The sequence below is a fragment of the Roseburia hominis A2-183 genome (assembly GCF_000225345.1).
Taxonomy (GTDB): domain Bacteria; phylum Bacillota; class Clostridia; order Lachnospirales; family Lachnospiraceae; genus Roseburia; species Roseburia hominis.
This window is the reverse complement of sequence record NC_015977.1, coordinates 2,484,402-2,503,298: the sequence shown is the minus strand read 5'-3', so window position 1 is coordinate 2,503,298 and position 18,897 is coordinate 2,484,402. Positions and strand designations below refer to the sequence as shown.

The window sequence follows — 18,897 nt, the reverse complement described above, 5'->3', positions numbered from 1 at the left end:
GGAAATGGGGGATTTAAGATGAGAATTAAGAATGCACTTGTATACACGGTAGAGCACGGATTTGTGGAGCGGGATGTCCGGATAAAAAACGGCTGTTTTGCGGGGAGTGAAGCGGCCGGCACGGACGGGGAAGAGATTCTGGACGCAGGGGGAGATTACCTGATTCCGGGGCTTGTGGATATCCATTTTCACGGATGTGCAGGTCATGATTTCTCGGACGGAACACCGGAGGCATTGCAGGCGATCGGTGCGTACGAGCTTCGCCAGGGTGTGACAAGCATCTGCCCGGCATCGATGACACTCTCGGAGGAGACGCTTAAGACGGTGTGTGCCAATGCGTATGCGTATACAAAGAGACCGGAGGCAGAGCAGGACACCGGGGCGAGACTGATCGGGATTCATCTGGAAGGACCGTTTATTTCCATGGAGAAAAAGGGTGCGCAGAATCCGGCTTATATCCGGAATCCGGATGTAGAGATGTTCCTGCGGCTGCAGGAGGCAGCACACGGGCTGGTGCGTCTGATTACGATTGCACCGGAGACGGACGGTGCCAAGGAGTTCATCCGCCGGCTGGCGGATCAGGTACATATCTCGGTCGGACATACCTGCAGTGATTACGAGACTGCATACCGCGCATTTTCACAGGGGGCGGATCATGTGACGCATTTTTTCAATGCAATGCCGCCGTTCACCCATCGCGCGCCGGGCGTGTTTGGCGCGGCGTTTGACGCGAAGCATGTCATGCCGGAGCTGATCTGCGACGGGATTCATATTGATGCTTCGGCGGTCCGCGTGGTATTTTCCCTGTTCGGGGCGGAGCGTATGATCTTAATCAGCGACAGCATGATGGCGACCGGTATGGAGGACGGTGCGTATTCCCTCGGCGGACTTCCGGTTACTGTGCGTGGCAATCTTGCAACCTTAGAGGACGGAACGATTGCCGGCTCGGCGACGAATCTCATGGACTGCATGCGAAAGGCTGTCTCCATGGGAATCCCGTTAGAGACAGCCGTGCGCGCTGCAACCTATAATCCGGCGAGAGCGATCGGTGCGGCGGATGTGTGCGGAAGCATTACCGCAGGCCACCGCGGCGACTGTGTCCTTCTCTCCAAGGATGACCTGTCCACGAAGAAGGTCATCTTCGGAGGAAAGGTGGTCGCCTAGCGCTCGATCCAGTCACGGACATCCGGGATTTTAGAGAGCACCGGAAGCAGTATCAGACTAAGAATAATGCCGACAACACCCTGTACGATGTTAAACGGGATACCGGTCGCAGAGGAAGCAATGCCGGCGGCGATAGATGCCTGGTTTAAGGCTCCGCTGCCGAGTGCGGCAAGTCCGGTTTCGTAGAGAAAATAGCCGATGACCATGATGGCTTCTCCGACGATGCCGCCGATTGCGAGCGCTGCGTAGCGTCCCTTTTTCGAGTGCAGGGTGTTTTTAAAACGATGGAAGAGCAGTCCGGCAATGCCGCCCGTGAGCGCCTTGATAATGAAAGTTGCAGGAGCCCAGGTCACGTAGCCGGAGAAAATGTCTGAGAACATCGAGCCGATGCCGGCAGCGAGCGCTCCGGGAAGTGGGCCAAGCACGACGCCGCACAGCAGAACGAAGCCATCTCCCGGATGAATGTAGCCGAAGGTTGGTGTCGGGATCTTGATGATCATGGTCGCCACGCATGTCATGGCGGCGAGAAGGGCAGCAGTTACCATTTTTTTAATATTTTGATTTGTCATTAGGAAGTCTCCATTCTGTCAGATTCATATAAAAGTTTGTATTTCAACGTTGATGCATAAGAGTATAACACAAGATGGATTGATAAAAATGTCCAGTTGCGATTAAATTGACCATGCCAGTTTGCCGGAATGGTCTTTTTTCTTGCCTGAAACACAAAGCACTGATACACTAGAGACGATGAGAGAGAAGAATAAGGGAGGAATTTTATGAATAAAAAGTGCAGAATCATATTGTATGTGCTGTCGATTGTCATGGTGGCAGGCTGTATTGCTGCCGTGGCGCGGACGAAAGGGAGCACGCCGGAAGTAAAGGTGCCGGGCGAAGAGCCGGCAGCTGTGGTATCGGGTGAGGACACGGAGCATGCGGGGGCGGATAGCGGAGCGGATCGTGCGCCTGCCAGGGAGGAGAATGAGACCGCGGTGGAGACCACGGAGGCGGAGGAGAGAACGGAAGCCGCGGAAGTGGCCGAAGAAGCGGAAGCGGGCGGTCAGGCGGAAGCGGATGGCAGTACGACGATTCTTTTTACCGGGGATGTCCTGTTTGCAAATGCGTTTAAGGCGGGTTATGATGCGGACGGAATCAAGGGCGTGGTTGCACCGGAACTGCTGGAGGAGCTTCGGGCAGCGGATATTCTGATGGTGAATAATGAATTCCCGTTCTCGGATCGCGGCACGCCGATGGCGGACAAACAGTTTACATTCCGGTGCAGTCCGGGCTATGTAAAGGCATTAAATGAGATGGGCGTGGATGTGGTATCACTCGCCAACAACCACACACTTGATTATGGAAGGGAAGCGCTCTCGGATACGTTTGCAGCGTTAGACGGTGCCGGAATTCTATATGGCGGCGCGGGCGATTCCGCGGAGCGGGCAAAGCAGGTGCAGGTAATCGAAGTCCACGGGAAAAAATACGGATTTATCGCGGTATCCCGGGTTGTCCCGACGGCGGACTGGAAGGTGGAAAATGCAGTGCCGGGACTGTTTAGCTGCTATGACACCACGGCTCTTGTGGAGGTAATTAAGGAAGCGAGGGAGACCTGCGACTATGTGGCGGTCTATCCGCACTGGGGCGTGGAGTACCAGGCATATCCGGAGGCGAACCAGACACAGATTGCGAAGGCGTGTATCGACGCCGGGGCGGATGTGGTTGTGGGATCGCACACCCACTGTCTGCAGGGGGTCTCCTATATCGACGGGAAGCCGGTATTCTACAGTCTTGGCAATTTTATCTTCGGGCAGAGTATCGACCGGTCGGCGATGCTTGAGGTGACGATCGACGCCGCGGGGCGGGCATCCTACCGGTTCGTGCCGGTGTATGCGGCGGGAGGCGTGACATATCCTGCCGAAGGCGGACAGGCGGAGTCGGTTTTGAATTATCTGGACGGCATTTCGGAAGCAGCTGTGGCATCGGATGGAACCGTGACAGAAGATTAACTAAAATTAGTTTACAATCAGTTTAAAAAAGTTTATAATTTAAAGCAAGAAAGCTTCCTTCTGCGCGGCAGAAGAATATCAGTAAAAGGAGAAGAAGAGATATGAGTTACATGGAGACTTACAAAGAGTGGTGCACAAACCCGTATTTTGATGAGAATACAAAGGCAGAACTTGCTGCAATAGGGGACGATGCGGCGGAGATTGAGGATCGTTTTTACCGTCAGTTAGAGTTTGGAACCGGCGGACTGCGCGGCGTGATCGGAGCGGGAACGAACCGCATGAACATTTATACCGTGCGTCAGGCGACACAGGGACTGGCGAACTACATTCTCTCCCAGAACGGACAGGAGAAGGGTGTTGCGATCGCCCACGATTCCAGAATCATGTCCACCGAATTTGCGGATGAGGCGGCGCTCTGCCTGAACGCAAACGGCATCAAGGCGTATGTGTTCGACAGCCTGCGTCCGACGCCGGAGCTTTCCTTTGCCGTGCGTGAACTCGGCTGTATTTCCGGAATTGTGATTACGGCGAGCCATAACCCGAGAGAATACAACGGCTACAAGGTATACTGGGAGGACGGAGCACAGATCACACCGCCGCACGACAAGAATATCCTGGCGGAAGTGGCGAAGGTGACATCTTTCGACCAGGTGAAGACGATGAAGAAAGAAGATGCCGTTGCCGCAGGACTTTACAAGGTCATCGGAAAAGAGATCGACGATCGTTACATGGAGGAGCTGAAGAAGCAGTCGATCCATCCGGAAGTCATCAAGGAGATGGCGAAGGACATTAAGATTGTATACACACCGCTCCACGGAACCGGTAACCTTCCGGTGCGCCGCGTGTTAAAGGAGCTTGGATTCGAGCAGGTGTACGTGGTAAAAGAGCAGGAGCTGCCGGACGGTAATTTCCCGACGGTATCCTACCCGAACCCGGAGTCCCCGAAGGCATTTGAACTTGCGTTAAAGCTGGCAAAAGAAGTCGATGCGGACATCGTGCTCGCGACAGACCCGGATGCAGACCGTCTCGGCGTGTACTGCAAGGACACAAAGACCGGCGAGTATGTGACATTTACCGGAAATATGTCCGGTATGCTGATCGCAGAGTACATCTTAAGAGAGAAGACGGCGATGGGAACCATGCCGGAGAACCCGGCGCTCGTGGAGACGATCGTGACGACAGATATGGCAAAAGCGATCGCGGCAGCCTACAACGTGAAGCTGATCGAGGTGCTGACCGGATTTAAGTATATCGGAGAGCAGATCAAGTTCTTCGAGCAGCAGCATACCTATCACTATGTATTCGGACTGGAGGAGAGCTACGGCTGTCTGGCAGGAACCTACGCGAGAGACAAGGATGCGTGCGTGGCGGTCATGATGCTTTGCGAGGTGGCTTCCTGGTGCAAGAAGCACGGCAAGACCCTGTGGGATGCAATGCTGGATATGTATGAGAAGTACGGCTATTACAGAGAGGGATTGGAGACGAAGACCTTAAAGGGAATCGACGGTGCGGCACAGATTCAGTCGATGATGAGTGAGTACCGCACGAACCCACCGAAGGAGCTGGGCGGTCATCGGGTACTGGCGGTGCGCGATTACAAGGAGGACACCAGAAAGGATCTTGTGACTGGCGAGGTGACAAAGACCGGACTGCCGGCATCCAACGTACTTTATTATGAACTTTCCGATAATGCGTGGTGCTGTGTGCGCCCGTCCGGAACGGAGCCGAAGATCAAATACTACTTTGGCGTAAAGGGGACTTCCCTTGCAGACGCGGATGCAAAGCTTGCGGCATTGAAGGAAGATCTGTTGAAATAAGAAGCGGGAGATGGTATGGGAGCAATTCATTATTACGAAAAAGAACGGGTTTTTAAACTGGATACACCACATACCAGTTATCTGATCGGTATCGTGGATGAAGAAAAGTTTTTGGGACATATCTATTACGGCGCAAAGATCACGGACTATGACGTCCGTGCGCTGATGCGCACCGGGGAGGCACCGTTTGTTCCTTCACAGAACAACCGCGACCGGAGCTCTTTTCTGGATGCGTTTCCGATGGAGTATCCGGGGCACGGCGTCGGCGATTACAGGGAGAGTGCGATTTCCGTATCGGACAAAAACGGCAATACGGCGGTGCAGCCGCTTTACAGGGAGCATAAGATCTATGCGGGCAAACCGGGACTTCCGGGACTTCCGGCCACGTTCGGCAGCGAAGAAGAGTGTGAGACGCTTGAGATTGTGCTGGCGGATGAAGTGCTGGATCTTACGGTCACATTGTACTACACGGCATTTTATGACGTGGATGTCATTACGCGGAGCGTGCGCGTGACGAACCATGCCAAAGAACCGGTGTATCTTACGAAGGTATTTTCTACGGCGTTGGATCTTGACGCGGAGGATTACCGGATGCTGACGCTGCATGGTTCCTGGGCGAGAGAGCGACAGATCGAATACCGCCAGATCGGCTACGGAAAACAGTCTGTTGGCTCCTGCCGCGGTGAATCTTCCCATCAGGAGCACCCGTTCGTGGCGCTGGTGTCCGCAAACGCCGGACAGGAGCAGGGGCGCGTGTACGGATTCCATTTTGTGTATTCCGGCAATTTCCTGGCGCAGGTGGAGAAGAACCAGTTTGATTCCCTGCGCGTGGTGCTGGGAATTCATCCGCAGGATTTTAAGTGGGAATTAAAGCAGGGGGAGACATTTACGGCACCGGAGGTTGTGCTGACCTATTCGGATGCCGGGCTTGGCAGGATGACGAGAACGCTGCATGATCTCTACCGGAAGCATCTGATCCGCAGCCCGTATAAGGACAGGGAGCGCCCGGTGCTCATCAACAACTGGGAGGCAACCTACTTTGACTTTGACACGGAGAAGCTGCTTGCGATTGCGAGAGAGGCGAAGAAATCCGGAATCGAGATGCTGGTCATGGACGACGGATGGTTCGGCCACCGCAACGATGACAACACAAGTCTCGGCGACTGGCAGGTAAACGAGCAGAAGATTACGGGTGGATTAAAACGGCTGGTCGATCAGGTGAATGAGATCGGATTAAAGTTCGGCATCTGGTTTGAGCCGGAGATGATCTCGCCGGATTCGGAGCTGTACCGGACGCATCCGGACTGGGCGATTGCCCTTCCGGGGAGAATGCCGTGCCGGTCGAGAAATCAGTATGTGCTCGATCTCTCCAGAAAAGAAGTGCGGGATTATGCGTATGAGTGTGTGGCATCCATTTTGCGCAGCGCGAACATCGCTTATGTCAAGTGGGATATGAACCGGCAGCTGACCGATCTGGGAAGCGGTGTGCTTCCGGTGGAAAAGCAGGGAGAATTGCTGCATCGCTATGTACTGGGCGTCTATGAATTACAGGAGCGTCTGATCACCGAATTTCCGCAGCTGCTTCTCGAGAACTGCTCCGGCGGTGGGGCGAGATTTGACCCGGGAATGTTGTATTACAGTCCGCAGATCTGGTGCTCCGACGACACGGATGCCATAGAGCGCTTAAAGATTCAGGAGGGAACGGCGCTGCTGTATCCGCTCTCTGCGATCGGCGCGCATGTGTCCGACTGCCCGAACCACACGGTGGGACGCGTGACTCCGTTTGAGACCAGAGGAAATGTGGCGCTGGCGGGTACGTTCGGCTACGAGCTGGATGTGACAAAGCTTCCGGAGGAAGACCGGGCGAAAATTCCGGGGCAGGTGGCGCTGTACCACAAATATCATGCGCTGATACGAAGCGGCGACTATTACCGGATCGCTTCCTATTCGCAGAATGATTCGTTTGACTGTTATGAGGTGGTGGCAAAGGATCAGTCGGAGGCGCTGATCACCTTTGTTCAGGTGCTTGGCAGACCGAATGTGCACAGCAGACGGATCCGGATACCGGGACTTGATGAGAAGAAAAAATATCGTGTTGAGACAACGGGGGAAGTGTACTGCGGAGATACCCTCCTGCATGCGGGACTGAATGTTCCGGCGATGTGGGGAGATTTCCAGTCGGCACTGATACACTTATCCGAGGTGCCTGATGAACAGTAGTTGGAGGATGAAAAAATGGCAAAAGCGGTAAAGCTGGCAGATATTGCGGGACAGCTTGGCGTGAGTACGGTTACCGTATCGAAGGCGCTGTCCGGACAGAAAGGCGTCAGCGAGGAACTGCGGGAGAAGATAAAAACGCTTGCCGATGAGATGGGATACAAACAGCCGTCCGCCAGGCGGCGCGAACACGCGGTAAAAAGCTATAATATCGGTGTGCTGATTGCCGAGCACTGGCTGGATAAGTATGATTCCTTCTATCTGCAGATGTATCAGCAGGTGGCGACGCGCGCGGTGGCGAAGGAATGTTTTACGCTGATGGAAGTGGTCAGCGCACAGATGGAGACTGCCTGCGAGATGCCGAAGCTTGTGCAGGAGCAGAAGGCGGACGGTCTGATTATCATCGGACGCCTGACGGGAGAATATCTGAAGTTTTTGAATGAAAAAGCAAAAATTCCGCTTCTGTATATGGATTTCTGTGACGAGAAGACAGATACGGATGCGGTGATTTCGGACAGCTATTACGGTGCTTACCGCATGACGAATTATCTGTTCGACATGGGACACAGGGAGATTGCCTATGTGGGAACCCTGCTTGCAACGGGATCCATCACGGACCGCTATCTGGGGTATACGAAATCCCTGATGGAGCACGGCGTTGCGGTGAGGGGGGACTGGACGATCGCAGACCGCGACATCCATACGGGCAAGATTGATATGGACCGGCTGTTGCAGCTGCCAAAGGAGATGCCGACGGCTTTTGTGTGTAACTGTGATCTGACGGCGAGTTTTCTGATCCGCAGGCTGCATGAGCACGGATACCGTGTGCCGGAGGATATATCGGTTGTGGGATATGACAATTATCTTTTCCCGGGACTCTGTGATGTGGCGATCACCACTTATGAGGTGGATATGAAGGAGATGGCGAGACAGACGGTTCACACGCTGATCAAGAAAATGGCAGGCGAACCGTACCGCCAGGGAATCTGTATCGTCGAGGGACATATGGTCACAAAGGACAGCGTAAAAGCCAGAAAAAATATGGGTTAGTGCAGGGAAGACTGCCGGAATTGCAGAGGTGTGATTCCGGCATCTTTTTTGAACAGATTGATAAAATGTGTCGTGTTTTCAATCCCTACGGCGGCGCTGACCTCACGGATGGTGAGGGTTGTCGTGCGCAGCAGCGTGCGTGCGGCTTTCAGCCGGACCCGGTTCAGATACTGGATTGGCGGAACACCGATGCAGTCTGAAAAATCATGGCAGAGCCGGTAGCGGCTGACTCCGAGAGAACTCTCGAGCGCGGCGAGAGAGTGGGAATGTGCGTAATCGGTGTCGAAAATCTCTTTCATGTGTGCCACATGCGCGGGAAGGGAAGGCGTCGATGCAGCACGGCGGGAAGCGGCGAGGGAGGACAGGACAAGCGAGAGCATGGCGGTCAGATGAAGCGAGGAAACTGGTTCATCGGAGAGCAGCTCGCGGGAGAGGTAGGGCAGAATACGCCATACGATGTCATCCGCCTCGGTCCGGTTCGTATGAAAAATGCGGTCGTCCGCACACAAAAACGGAAGATATTCCGAAAAATACTCTGTGGACAGATAAAAACAGTGGTAGCAGAAAGGGGTATGCGTCGTGGAAAACCGGTATGCGGTCTGATCCGGAAGAAGCATGAGATCCCCCGGTGCAAGCTGGCAGGATTCCGGCTCCTGCACAGCGTCGCCGGCAGTCGTTAAAGTGCCGCTTCCGGATTCGACATAGAGAAAGAGGAGGTACGGCAGCGCATCCCGCGTCAGACGGACGGGGGACGCGTAGCTGATGCGCCCTCCTGCAGGGACAAAACGGTTGTGTACAGCCGATGTGTCCTCGCGGAAAACGAAAGCCGGGTCGTCTGAAAGATCGGAAAAACGAATGCCGTTTCCGGCTGCCCCGGAGAAGTGATAAGCCTGATTCAGGCGTGCCTTGATCGTGATGGGTTCCATAAGAATCGGTCCTTTCTGCATAACTATCCTATATTATAGCGGAACTATTTTGCAATACAATAGGTTTCTTGATTATTAGGTTAAAAAATAGCAAAAATTAAGTAATTAAAATTAAATTAAGAGGAAAAAGAGAGAAAAAGAAGAGGCTAAAATATGAAAAATGACTAAAAACAGGATATAAAATTTGTATAACATGTGGAAAATGCAGGAAAACGCAAGAAAATAATATATTATGCAATAATATGTGATGACTAAAAATAGAAAAAATATATAATTAAATTAAGCTACAAAATGAGCTATAAAAAAGGAGGATTTTTATTATGAAGTTGAAAAAAGTTCTGGCAGTCAGCCTGGCAGCAGCAATGACTTTGAGCATGGCAGCATGCGGCGGCAGTTCATCTGACAGCAGCGCAGCATCTGATGATGCGACAACAGGAAGTGTGGCAGCAACCACAACTGAGAGTGGGGATGCAGCAGAGACCACAGATGGTGCTCTGAATTATGCAAGCATCAAATTGGGCGAGGATTACACCGATATCACGACAACCATCCATGTATTCAACCAGAGAACCGATATGTCCGAGGACAGCTATCCGGGAAAGAACTGGGAAGCTTACATTGCTGATTTCAATGAGATGTACCCGAATATCACCGTAGAGGTTGAGACGGATACCAATTATTCCGACGATTCCCTGCTTCGTTTACAGAGCGGTGACTGGGGCGACATCATGATGATCCCGGCAGTTGACAAGGCAGACTTAAGTGAGTATTTCCTGCCGTACGGTACACTCGATGAGATGGAAGGACAGATCAAGTTCGCAAATACCTGGGATTACGACGGACTGGTATACGGTGTTCCTTCTACCGGCAATGCACAGGGTATTGTATACAACAAGAGAGTCTTCACAGAGGCCGGCGTTGCAGAGACACCGAAGACACCGGATGAGTTCATCGCGGCACTGCAGGCAATCAAGGATTACGATTCTTCCATCATTCCGCTCTACACGAACTATGCAGACGGATGGCCGATGGAGCAGTGGGACGGACAGATCGCAGGTACGACAACCGGTGATTCTACCTATATGAACCAGAAGCTTCTTCACACAAAGGATCCGTTCCAGGATTACGGCGATAACACACATCCGTATGCACTGTACAAGGTACTCTACGATGCAGTGGCAGACGGACTGACAGAGGATGACTTCACCACAACGTCCTGGGAAGATTCCAAGGGCATGATCAACAGAGGCGAGATCGCGACCATGGTACTTGGCTCCTGGGCATATTCCCAGATGGTAGACGCTGATTCTCATGGCGAGGATATCGGCTACATGCCATTCCCGATCACGATCGACGGCAAGCAGTATGCTTCCGCAGGCGCTGACTACAGCTTCGGTATCAATGCGGCATCGGATGCAGATCATCAGGCAGCAGCAATGGTATTCGTAAAATGGATGACAGAAGAGTCCGGTTTTGCATACAACGAGGGCGGTATCCCGATCGCTGCAGACGATAACGATTATCCGGATGCATACGCAGAGTTCGGTGATGTGACATTTGTATCCGACGAGTCCGCATTAGAGGGCGAGGAAGATTTACTCAATGCATTGAACGCTGATTCCGGATTGAACATCAATGCAGGCGGAAAAGAGAAGGTTCAGGAGATCATTGAGCATGCTTCTAACGGTGATATGTCCTACGATGACATCATGGCTGAGTGGAATGAGAAGTGGACACAGGCACAGGAAGACAATGGCGTGACGGCAGAATAAATAAGACATCATGCACAGACGGGACCGGAATGAGAGATCTGTTTCCGGTCCCGTTATTTTAAAAACAGGGTGAAAAAGATGGAGGTTGGATATGGCGGCGACATCAGTAAAGAAAGTAGAAAATAAAACAGCCAGGCGTGGATTCCTGAAGTGGGCAAAAAGCAGGAAGGGGCAGCAGACACTGATTATACTGGCATTTACCATAATTCCGCTTGTGCTGTTGGCAGCATTTACCTATGTGCCATTTGCTGAAATGGTGAAGTTCAGTTTTTACAAAATGAAATATTCCACGCCGGTAGATAAACGGGTATTTGTGGGTTGGAAGAATTATATCGAGGTATTCCGCAACAAGGATATTTTTGCATCCCTGTGGTTAAGCCTCTACTACATGGTAGGTTCGGTGGTACAGCTTGCGCTTGCGCTGTTCCTTGCAACGATTTTGAGCTTTAAGACAAGGGGAGGCAATCTCTTTAAGGGACTGATGTTTTTCCCGTATCTGATCAGCGGTATTGCGATCGGATTTATCTTTAAATATTTTTACACAAGAGGATTTGTATTCGATTCCATCCTCGGATGGTTTGGATTTGAACTGGATAGTCTTCCGTACTGGCTGCGCGATCAGAAGATCAACAACTGGTCACTGGTTGCAACTTCTGTCTGGAGATATTTCGGCAACAACATGGTGCTTTTTATCGGAGCGATTATGTCTGTAGATTCCGAGATGTACGAGGCGGCGGAGCTGGACGGTGCAAATAAATTTCAGCAGTTTGTACATATCATACTGCCGAGCATCAAGACGATTGTGACGCTGAATGTGATTTTATCCATCACAGGAGCACTGAGCGCATTCGAGCAGCCGTTCGTAATTACCGGAGGTTCCAACGGAACGGCAACGTATTTTATCAACATGAACAATATTGCACATACCAGCCAGAAGGTCGGACTCGCGTCGGCGATGGCGGTTGTGTTACTTCTTATCATTTTCGCATGTACGATCTTACAGAAACTGTTCTTTAAATATGTATACCGCAATGCGGATCAGGACGATGAAGTCATGACCAGGGAAGAGAGAAAGCGGTTGAAACAGTTTCACAAAGAACAGAGAGCGGCGAAAAAAGCAGCAAAGGGGGCGATGTAAATGAAAAAGCGCAGAAAACAGTATTCGGCAGGAGCCATTATCTGGATCATTTTTAAATATGTATCGCTTGTGTTTTTTTCCTTTGTCGCCGTGATTCCCATTATTTCCTGCGTCATCACTGCATTCAAGACGGAGGAAGAGTATAAGACGACGAATGTTATGACACTGCCGCAGAACTGGTTCAATTTTGACAACTTTGTGGAAGCGTTCCAGCGTGCGAACATGGGAAGGGCATTCGTGAATTCCGTGATCGTTATGGTCTGTGTCCTGATCGGAGCCATCATCATCGGTACACAGCTTGCGTATGTGTTAAACCGTTTCCAGTTCCCGGGCAACGGGCTGATCCGCAACCTGTTTTTATTCGCGGCACTGCTTCCGGGTGTTGCCATGCAGGTAACGGTCTACCAGATCATGCATGATCTTGGCTTTATCAATCATCTGTACGGCTACATCATCATGATGATGGGAACGGATGTCATCTCCATCTACATCTTTATCCAGTACATGGAAAATATTCCGGTGTCGCTGGATGAGTCGGCAATCATCGACGGAGCGTCCTACTGGAAGATCTACTGGAAGATCATGCTTCCGCTGCTAAAGCCGGCAATTGTGACCGCCTGCATCTTAAAGGGCGTGGGCGTGTACAACGAATACTATTCGGCAAACCTGTATCTGACCAAGGAAAACTTAAAGACGATGGCGATCTCCCTCTATACCTTTACCGGACCGCTTGGAAGCCAGTACAACCTGATCTGTGCAGGTGTTATCATTTCCCTGCTGCCGGCACTCATCGTGTTTATCGTATTCCAGAAGCAGATCTACAGCGGCATTACGGCAGGCGCAGTCAAGGGCTGATTACAGGAAAAGAGGAACAGCGATGGAAACATTAGAAAGCATGCGAGGAGAAGTTAAAACGGAACTTCTCACACATATCATTCCCTTCTGGCGTGCACTGCGTGACGACACTTACGGCGGCTATTACGGCTGGCTGTCTTATGATCTTGCACTGGATCAGAAAGCGGAAAAAGGATGCATTTTAAACAGCCGCATCACATGGTTTTTCTCCAATGCCTACACGGCATATCGAAAGGGACTTTTTACGGAGGAAGACTGTAGAAGCGCAGGCTATACCGGAGAGGCGCTCTTGGAGGAAGCAAAACACGGCTACGTCTTTTTGAAAGAGCACTGCATCGACCGGGAGTACGGCGGCATCTACTGGTCATTAAACTATGACGGGACACCGCTTGATACGACAAAGCACACCTACAACCAGGCGTTTTGCATCTATGCATTGTCCTCCTACTATGAGGCGTCGCACGACGAGGAAGCGCTTGCACTGGCGAAGCAGCTCTTTTCCCTGATCGAAGAGAAGTGTACGGATGAGGTCGGATACCTGGAGGCTTTTACCAGAGAGTTCCAGCCGGAATCCAACGAGAAGCTGTCGGAGAACGGCGTGCTTGCAGATAAGACGATGAACACCCTGCTTCATGTTTTTGAGGCGTACACGGAGCTGTACCGTGTGTCGCGGGATGAGACCGTGGGGGAGCGCCTCCGTTGGATCATGGATGTGTTTGCAGAGAAAGTATACAATCCGGCGAAGCGGAGACAGGAAGTATTTTTCGATGCCGGGTATCACACGATTTTAGATCTGCATTCCTACGGGCATGACATTGAGACAGCGTGGCTTTTGGACCGCGGCGTCAAGGTGCTGGGCGATGAGGCGTATGAGGCGAAAATTGTTCCGATCACACAGGCGCTTGCGGCACATATTTATGAGACGGCGTTTGACGGACACTCCCTGGCAAATGAGTGTGACAGGGGCGTAGTCAATACACACCGTGTATGGTGGGTGCAGGCGGAGACAGTAGTCGGATTTTTAAATGCCTGTGAACAGATGCCGGATCATTCGGAGTACCGGGATGCGGCGTTGGCGGAGTGGCAGTTCATCAAAGAACATGTCATTGATCCTCGCAGGGGAAGCGAGTGGTACTGGGAAGTGTATGAGGACGGAAGCCCGATTTTAGACCGGCCGATCGTGGAACCGTGGAAATGTCCGTATCACAACGGGCGCATGTGTATAGAGGTACTGGGACGCATCAAGGAAAATTGAGGAGAATTGGTTATGCTGCATAAGAGATATTATATAGAAAAAGAAAAGCAGGAAAAACTGCTTGCACGGAAAAACGAGAAGTCGGATTTTTACAACGGCGTATTTGACCGTTACGAGTATCCGGTTCTCACGAGAGAACATATTCCGCTGACCTGGCGGTATGATTTAAACCCTGACACCAATCCGCACTTTATGGAGCGTCTCGGCATCAACGCCGTGATGAACTCCGGAGCGATCGAGCTGAACGGAAAATATTATCTGGTGGCGCGCATCGAGGGAAATGACAGAAAGTCTTTCTTCGGCGTGGCGGAGAGCGACAACGGAATCGACGGTTTCCGTTTCTGGGATTACCCGATTCTTCTGCCGGATACCTGCCCGGAGGAGACGAATGTCTACGATATGCGCTTGACGAAGCATGAGGACGGTTATATCTACGGCGTGTTCTGCTCCGAGTCAAAGGATACGAGTGTGAGCGATCTCTCAGCGGCAGTGGCGGCAGCCGGAATCGTCCGCACGAAGGATTTAAAGACCTGGGAGCGCCTGCCGAACCTCATCACGCTGCGTTCCCCGCAGCAGAGAAACGTGGTGCTGCATCCGGAATTCGTCGACGGCAAATATGCGTTTTACACGAGACCGATGGATGATTTTATCGAGACGGGAAGCGGCGGAGGCATCGGATTCGGTCTCTGCGAGGACATCACACACGCTGTGATCGATGAGGAAAAAATGACGAGTCTGCGCAAGTATCATACGATCACGGAGGCGAAGAACGGAGCCGGTGCGACGCCGATCAAGACGGAAAAGGGATGGATTCATATCGCTCACGGTGTGCGCAACACGGCAGCGGGACTGCGTTATGTCATCTATGCGTTTGCAACGGACTTAAAAGATCCGTCGAAGGTGATTGCCGAGCCGTCCGGGCTTCTGATCGGACCGAGAGGTGAGGAGCGCGTCGGGGATGTCAGCAATGTGGTATTTACCAACGGAGCGGTCGTCAATGAGAAAAACGAGGTGTTTATTTACTACGCATCCTCGGATACACGGATGCATGTGGCGACCACGACGGTGGAGAAGCTGGTGGACTACGTATTCCATACGCCGTCCGATCCGGGAAGATCGGTGGAGTGTGTGGCACAGCGGTGCGGTCTCATCGAGAAGAATCTTGCATTTTTAAAAGCGAATGAATAAATACGGTCATCATAGAAAAATGAGCCGCGTCGGCGGCAGAAAGAGGTAGAAGTTATGAGCAAATATAAAATGATCAGCCCCAAAGTACCGAATGTGCCATGGCAGGAGCGCCCGGCGGAGTTAAACGGAGCACCGGTATGGAGATACAAGGAGAACCCGATCATCGGCAGAAATCCGGTGAAGGGCGTGGCGAGAATCTTCAACAGTGCGGTGATGCCGTACGGGGATGAGTTCATCGGCGTCTTCCGCGGAGAACAGACGAACGGAATTCCGTATATCTATCTGGGAAGAAGCAAGGATGCCATCCACTGGAATTTTGAGGAAAACAAGATTAACTTTGTGGACGAGAACGGTGAGTCCTTCATGCCGGTCTACGCTTATGATCCGAGACTTGTGAAGGTGGAGGATACCTACTATATTATCTGGTGTCAGGATTTCTACGGCGCAGCGATCGGTATGGCGAAGACAACGGATTTTAAGACATTTACCAGAATCGAGAATCCGTTCCTGCCGTTTAACCGGAATGCGGTGCTGTTCCCGCGCAAGATCGGCGGCAATTTCATGCTGCTCTCGAGACCGTCCGACAGCGGCCACACACCGTTCGGCGATATTTTTATCAGTGAGAGTCCGGATCTCACCTACTGGGGAAAACACCGTCATGTGATGGGCAAGGGTTCCGAGTGGTGGGAGTCCTTAAAGATCGGCGGCGGTGCAGCTCCGATCGAGACATCCGAGGGATGGCTTCTGTTCTACCACGGTGTGAGCGGCACCTGCAACGGATATGTGTACTCGATCGGCGGTGCGATCTTAGACATCGACAATCCTTCCATCGTGAAGTACCGCTGTGAGACGTTTCTTCTGACTCCGGAAGAGTGGTATGAGGAGCGCGGATTCGTGCCGAACGTATGCTTCCCGTGTGCAACAATCCACGATTCGGAGAGCGGAAAGATTGCAATCTATTACGGAGCGGCAGACAGCTATGTGGGACTGGCGTTCACGGAACTGGATGACATCATCGATTACATCAAGGAACACAGTGTGGTGACGACAACCGATACCGAGATCGGAAAAAGATAACAGAGAACTGGAATGATGGGGCTGCGGCAGCCGGAAAGAGAAGGACGCATTGTGTGCGTAACACCTCGGGGCTTTCGCAGCCCTGCTGCGTATCCGGCGGGGAGCCGGAAGGCAGAGGGGGAAAAGAAATGACAGCAAAAAAAAATGGTCAGGAATATCGAGCCGGACGATCCGATGTTACAGTACAGCGGAAGAATCGATGACGACGATCCGAAGGCGCCGGTGCTTATCTATGCGGCAAGCTGGGTGAAAATGATTTTTACCGGAACATCGGTGGCAGTCACGCTTGCCAACCATCATGCGTACTGGACAAATGAGATGGGCTATCTCTTAGACGGGGTGCAGGGGCGCATCCGCCTTTTGAATGACGGAAAAAAGAAAACCTATGAGATTGCGGGGCAGCTGCCGGATGCGCGGCATGAACTCATGCTGTTCAAGCGTATGGACGCCTGCCATACGGTGACATTCTACGGATTTACCGTGGATGGCGGCGCAGATCTTCTGCCGCCGGAGCCAAAGCCCGCCCGCCGGATGGAAGTGTTTGGCGACAGTGTCTCGTGCGGCGAGGTGTCGGAGGCGGTCGACTATGTCGGAAAAGAGGATCCGGTGCACGACGGACAGTATTCCAACAGCTGGTATTCCTATGCCTGGATGACGGCGCGAAAGCTTGGGGCAGAACTTCACGATACCTCACAGGGCGGCATTGCGCTGCTTGACGGGACGGGATGGTTCGGCGCACCGGCGTACTACGGTGTGGAGTCCTGTTACGACAAGCTCGCATACAATCCTGATCTCGGAGAGGTAAAGAAATGGGATTTTTCACGCTATACGCCGCAGGTGGTGGTGGTTGCCATCGGGCAGAATGACAATCATCCGGTGGACTATATGGCGTCGGATCCGGAGTGCAGTGCGGCGGAGCACTGGCGGAAGCGCTACCGGGAATTCATCGAGACACTGATGAAGCGCTATCCCAAGGCGCAGATCATTCTTACGACAACTATCTTAAAACATCATCCGAACTGGGATGCGTCGATTGGGACGGTGTGTGGGCAGATCGCAAGTGAGCGCGTGCACCACTTTTTATACCGGAGAAACGGCTCTGGAACGCCCGGACACATCCGGATTCCGGAAGCGGAGGAGATGTCAGAGGAGCTGGCTTCCTATATCCGTTCACTCGGAGATAAAATCTGGGATGTGTGAGAGACAATAAAGGGAAAAGAAAGAGAGAAGGAGCAGAAACATGAATATGCAGATTGATCTGGAAAAGGGAATTGCAAATGTGGGAGATGTGAGCAGAATGAAGGAGGTCATGGCGCGCGCCAGACGCGGAGAGCAGCTGGTAATCGGTTTTATCGGCGGCTCGATCACGCAGGGAAGCCTCTCCTCGACACCGCAGACGTGCTATGCCTACCGTGTGTATACATGGTGGAAAGAGACCTTTCCGCAGGCGGAGTTTGTCTACTGCAATGCTGGGATCGGCGGCACGACATCGGAGTTCGGCGCGGCGCGTGTGGGGACGGATCTTCTGGCGGAGAGACCGGACTTTGTAATTGTGGAATTTTCCGTCAATGATGAGAGCACGGAGCATTTTAAGGAGACCTATGAAGGACTGGTGCGGAAAATCCTTGGTGCTGCGTGGAATCCGGCGGTTCTTCTGGTACACAACGTGTTTTACCACAATGGAGCCAACGCGCAGGTGATGCACGCGGCAATCGGCAGACATTATGATCTGCCGTCGGTCAGCATGCAGAGCTCTATTTACCCGGAGGTGGTGGCAGGACGGATTGAAAACCGCGCGATCACGCCGGATGATCTGCACCCGAACGATGAGGGACATGCGCTGGTGGCGTCGGTGATTACTTATTTTCTGGAGCAGGTACGAAGCGGAAAACTGACCGGCAGCAATGCCAGTTTTGCACCGGGGGCAAAGCTTCCGGTTCCGCTTACAAAAAATGCCTACGAGGATTCTGTCCGCATCCGCAATGCCGCGGCGCCGGATATGGCAGGATTGCAGCAGCCCACGCTGGATGGATTTACGCCCGATGAGACCGCACAGAATGGAATCACGGACTGCTTCCGCTATGGCTGGACGGCGGAAAAGACGGGGGATGCCATCACCTTTTTGGTGGAGGGCAGCTGCATTGCCGTCCAGTACCGGAAATCGGTAAAGCTTCCGGCGCCGGCTGCACTGGCGGTCGTGGACGGCGATGAGGAGCATGCGGTGCGGCTGGATGCAAACTTCGATGAGAGCTGGGGAGACAAACTGGAACTTACGACGCTTTTAGAACACGGAAAAGAGGGGCGGCACACCGTCACGATCCGCCTCGCAGAGACGCATGAGGACGATGCGGTTCCGTTTTATCTGGTGTCCGTGATCGCAGCGGGGAGAAGAGGAAGAGACTGACGGCAAGAGACAGCCTATTTTGCAGAATGTG

General features: G+C 52.4%; 15 protein-coding genes. 13 read left to right on the top strand and 2 right to left on the bottom strand.

Features of this window, described 5'->3' with window-relative positions:
* Positions 1-18 precede the first annotated feature (18 nt).
* A complete protein-coding gene (gene nagA, locus RHOM_RS11195; RefSeq protein ID WP_014080419.1) occupies positions 19-1,164 on the top strand; it encodes an N-acetylglucosamine-6-phosphate deacetylase in 1,146 nt (381 codons plus the stop codon).
* On the opposite strand, the gene RHOM_RS11190 is transcribed toward nagA, so the two are convergent.
* Complete coding sequence (locus RHOM_RS11190; protein WP_014080418.1) at positions 1,161-1,733, bottom strand: ECF transporter S component; 573 nt, start codon at positions 1,731-1,733, stop codon at positions 1,161-1,163. The two genes, nagA and RHOM_RS11190, sit on opposite strands and share 4 nt — an antisense overlap.
* A 207-nt stretch (positions 1,734-1,940) precedes the next feature.
* Between RHOM_RS11190 and RHOM_RS11185 the strand changes: the two genes are divergently transcribed.
* The 4 genes from RHOM_RS11185 (at position 1,941) to RHOM_RS11170 (ending at position 8,251) form a co-directional block, all read left to right on the top strand.
* Positions 1,941-3,167 carry a CapA family protein gene (locus RHOM_RS11185; RefSeq protein ID WP_014080417.1) on the top strand — a complete coding sequence of 409 codons (1,227 nt, stop codon included), beginning with the start codon at positions 1,941-1,943 and terminating at the stop codon, positions 3,165-3,167.
* 101 nt (positions 3,168-3,268) lie between these two features.
* The gene (locus RHOM_RS11180; RefSeq protein WP_014080416.1) at positions 3,269-4,984 is read left to right on the top strand and encodes a phospho-sugar mutase; all 1,716 of its coding nucleotides are present in this window, start codon (positions 3,269-3,271) and stop codon (positions 4,982-4,984) included.
* A 15-nt stretch (positions 4,985-4,999) separates the two neighbouring features.
* Entirely contained in the window at positions 5,000-7,204 is a 2,205-nt protein-coding gene (locus RHOM_RS11175) for an alpha-galactosidase (RefSeq protein ID WP_014080415.1), read from the top strand.
* A gap of 15 nt (positions 7,205-7,219) precedes the next feature.
* Complete coding sequence (locus RHOM_RS11170; RefSeq protein WP_014080414.1) at positions 7,220-8,251, top strand: LacI family DNA-binding transcriptional regulator; 1,032 nt, start codon at positions 7,220-7,222, stop codon at positions 8,249-8,251.
* Here RHOM_RS11170 and RHOM_RS16565 read toward each other — a convergent pair.
* Entirely contained in the window at positions 8,248-9,198 is a 951-nt protein-coding gene (locus RHOM_RS16565) for a helix-turn-helix domain-containing protein (protein WP_014080413.1), read from the bottom strand. The two genes, RHOM_RS11170 and RHOM_RS16565, sit on opposite strands and share 4 nt — an antisense overlap.
* Before the next feature lie 299 nt (positions 9,199-9,497).
* Between RHOM_RS16565 and RHOM_RS11160 the strand changes: the two genes are divergently transcribed.
* The 8 genes from RHOM_RS11160 to RHOM_RS11125 all read left to right on the top strand — a co-directional run bounded on the left by RHOM_RS11160 (position 9,498) and on the right by RHOM_RS11125 (position 18,866).
* The gene (locus tag RHOM_RS11160) at positions 9,498-10,949 is read left to right on the top strand and encodes an ABC transporter substrate-binding protein (protein ID WP_014080412.1); all 1,452 of its coding nucleotides are present in this window, start codon (positions 9,498-9,500) and stop codon (positions 10,947-10,949) included.
* 91 nt (positions 10,950-11,040) lie between these two features.
* Positions 11,041-12,087, top strand: a complete 1,047-nt coding sequence (locus tag RHOM_RS17795) for a carbohydrate ABC transporter permease (protein WP_014080411.1) — start codon at positions 11,041-11,043, stop codon at positions 12,085-12,087.
* The gene (locus tag RHOM_RS17790; RefSeq protein ID WP_014080410.1) at positions 12,088-12,942 is read left to right on the top strand and encodes a carbohydrate ABC transporter permease; all 855 of its coding nucleotides are present in this window, start codon (positions 12,088-12,090) and stop codon (positions 12,940-12,942) included.
* A gap of 22 nt (positions 12,943-12,964) precedes the next feature.
* Entirely contained in the window at positions 12,965-14,197 is a 1,233-nt protein-coding gene (locus tag RHOM_RS11145; RefSeq protein WP_014080409.1) for an AGE family epimerase/isomerase, read from the top strand.
* Positions 14,198-14,209: 12 nt separating this feature from the next.
* Positions 14,210-15,385 carry a glycoside hydrolase family 130 protein gene (locus RHOM_RS11140; RefSeq protein ID WP_014080408.1) on the top strand — a complete coding sequence of 392 codons (1,176 nt, stop codon included), beginning with the start codon at positions 14,210-14,212 and terminating at the stop codon, positions 15,383-15,385.
* Between the two features lie 54 nt (positions 15,386-15,439).
* Positions 15,440-16,462 (top strand): glycoside hydrolase family 130 protein, encoded by a 1,023-nt coding sequence (locus tag RHOM_RS11135; RefSeq protein WP_014080407.1) that lies wholly within the window; start codon positions 15,440-15,442, stop codon positions 16,460-16,462.
* Between the two features lie 144 nt (positions 16,463-16,606).
* Entirely contained in the window at positions 16,607-17,662 is a 1,056-nt protein-coding gene (locus RHOM_RS11130; protein WP_014080406.1) for a GDSL-type esterase/lipase family protein, read from the top strand.
* Positions 17,663-17,702: 40 nt separating this feature from the next.
* The gene (locus RHOM_RS11125; protein ID WP_014080405.1) at positions 17,703-18,866 is read left to right on the top strand and encodes an SGNH/GDSL hydrolase family protein; all 1,164 of its coding nucleotides are present in this window, start codon (positions 17,703-17,705) and stop codon (positions 18,864-18,866) included.
* Positions 18,867-18,897 lie beyond the last annotated feature (31 nt).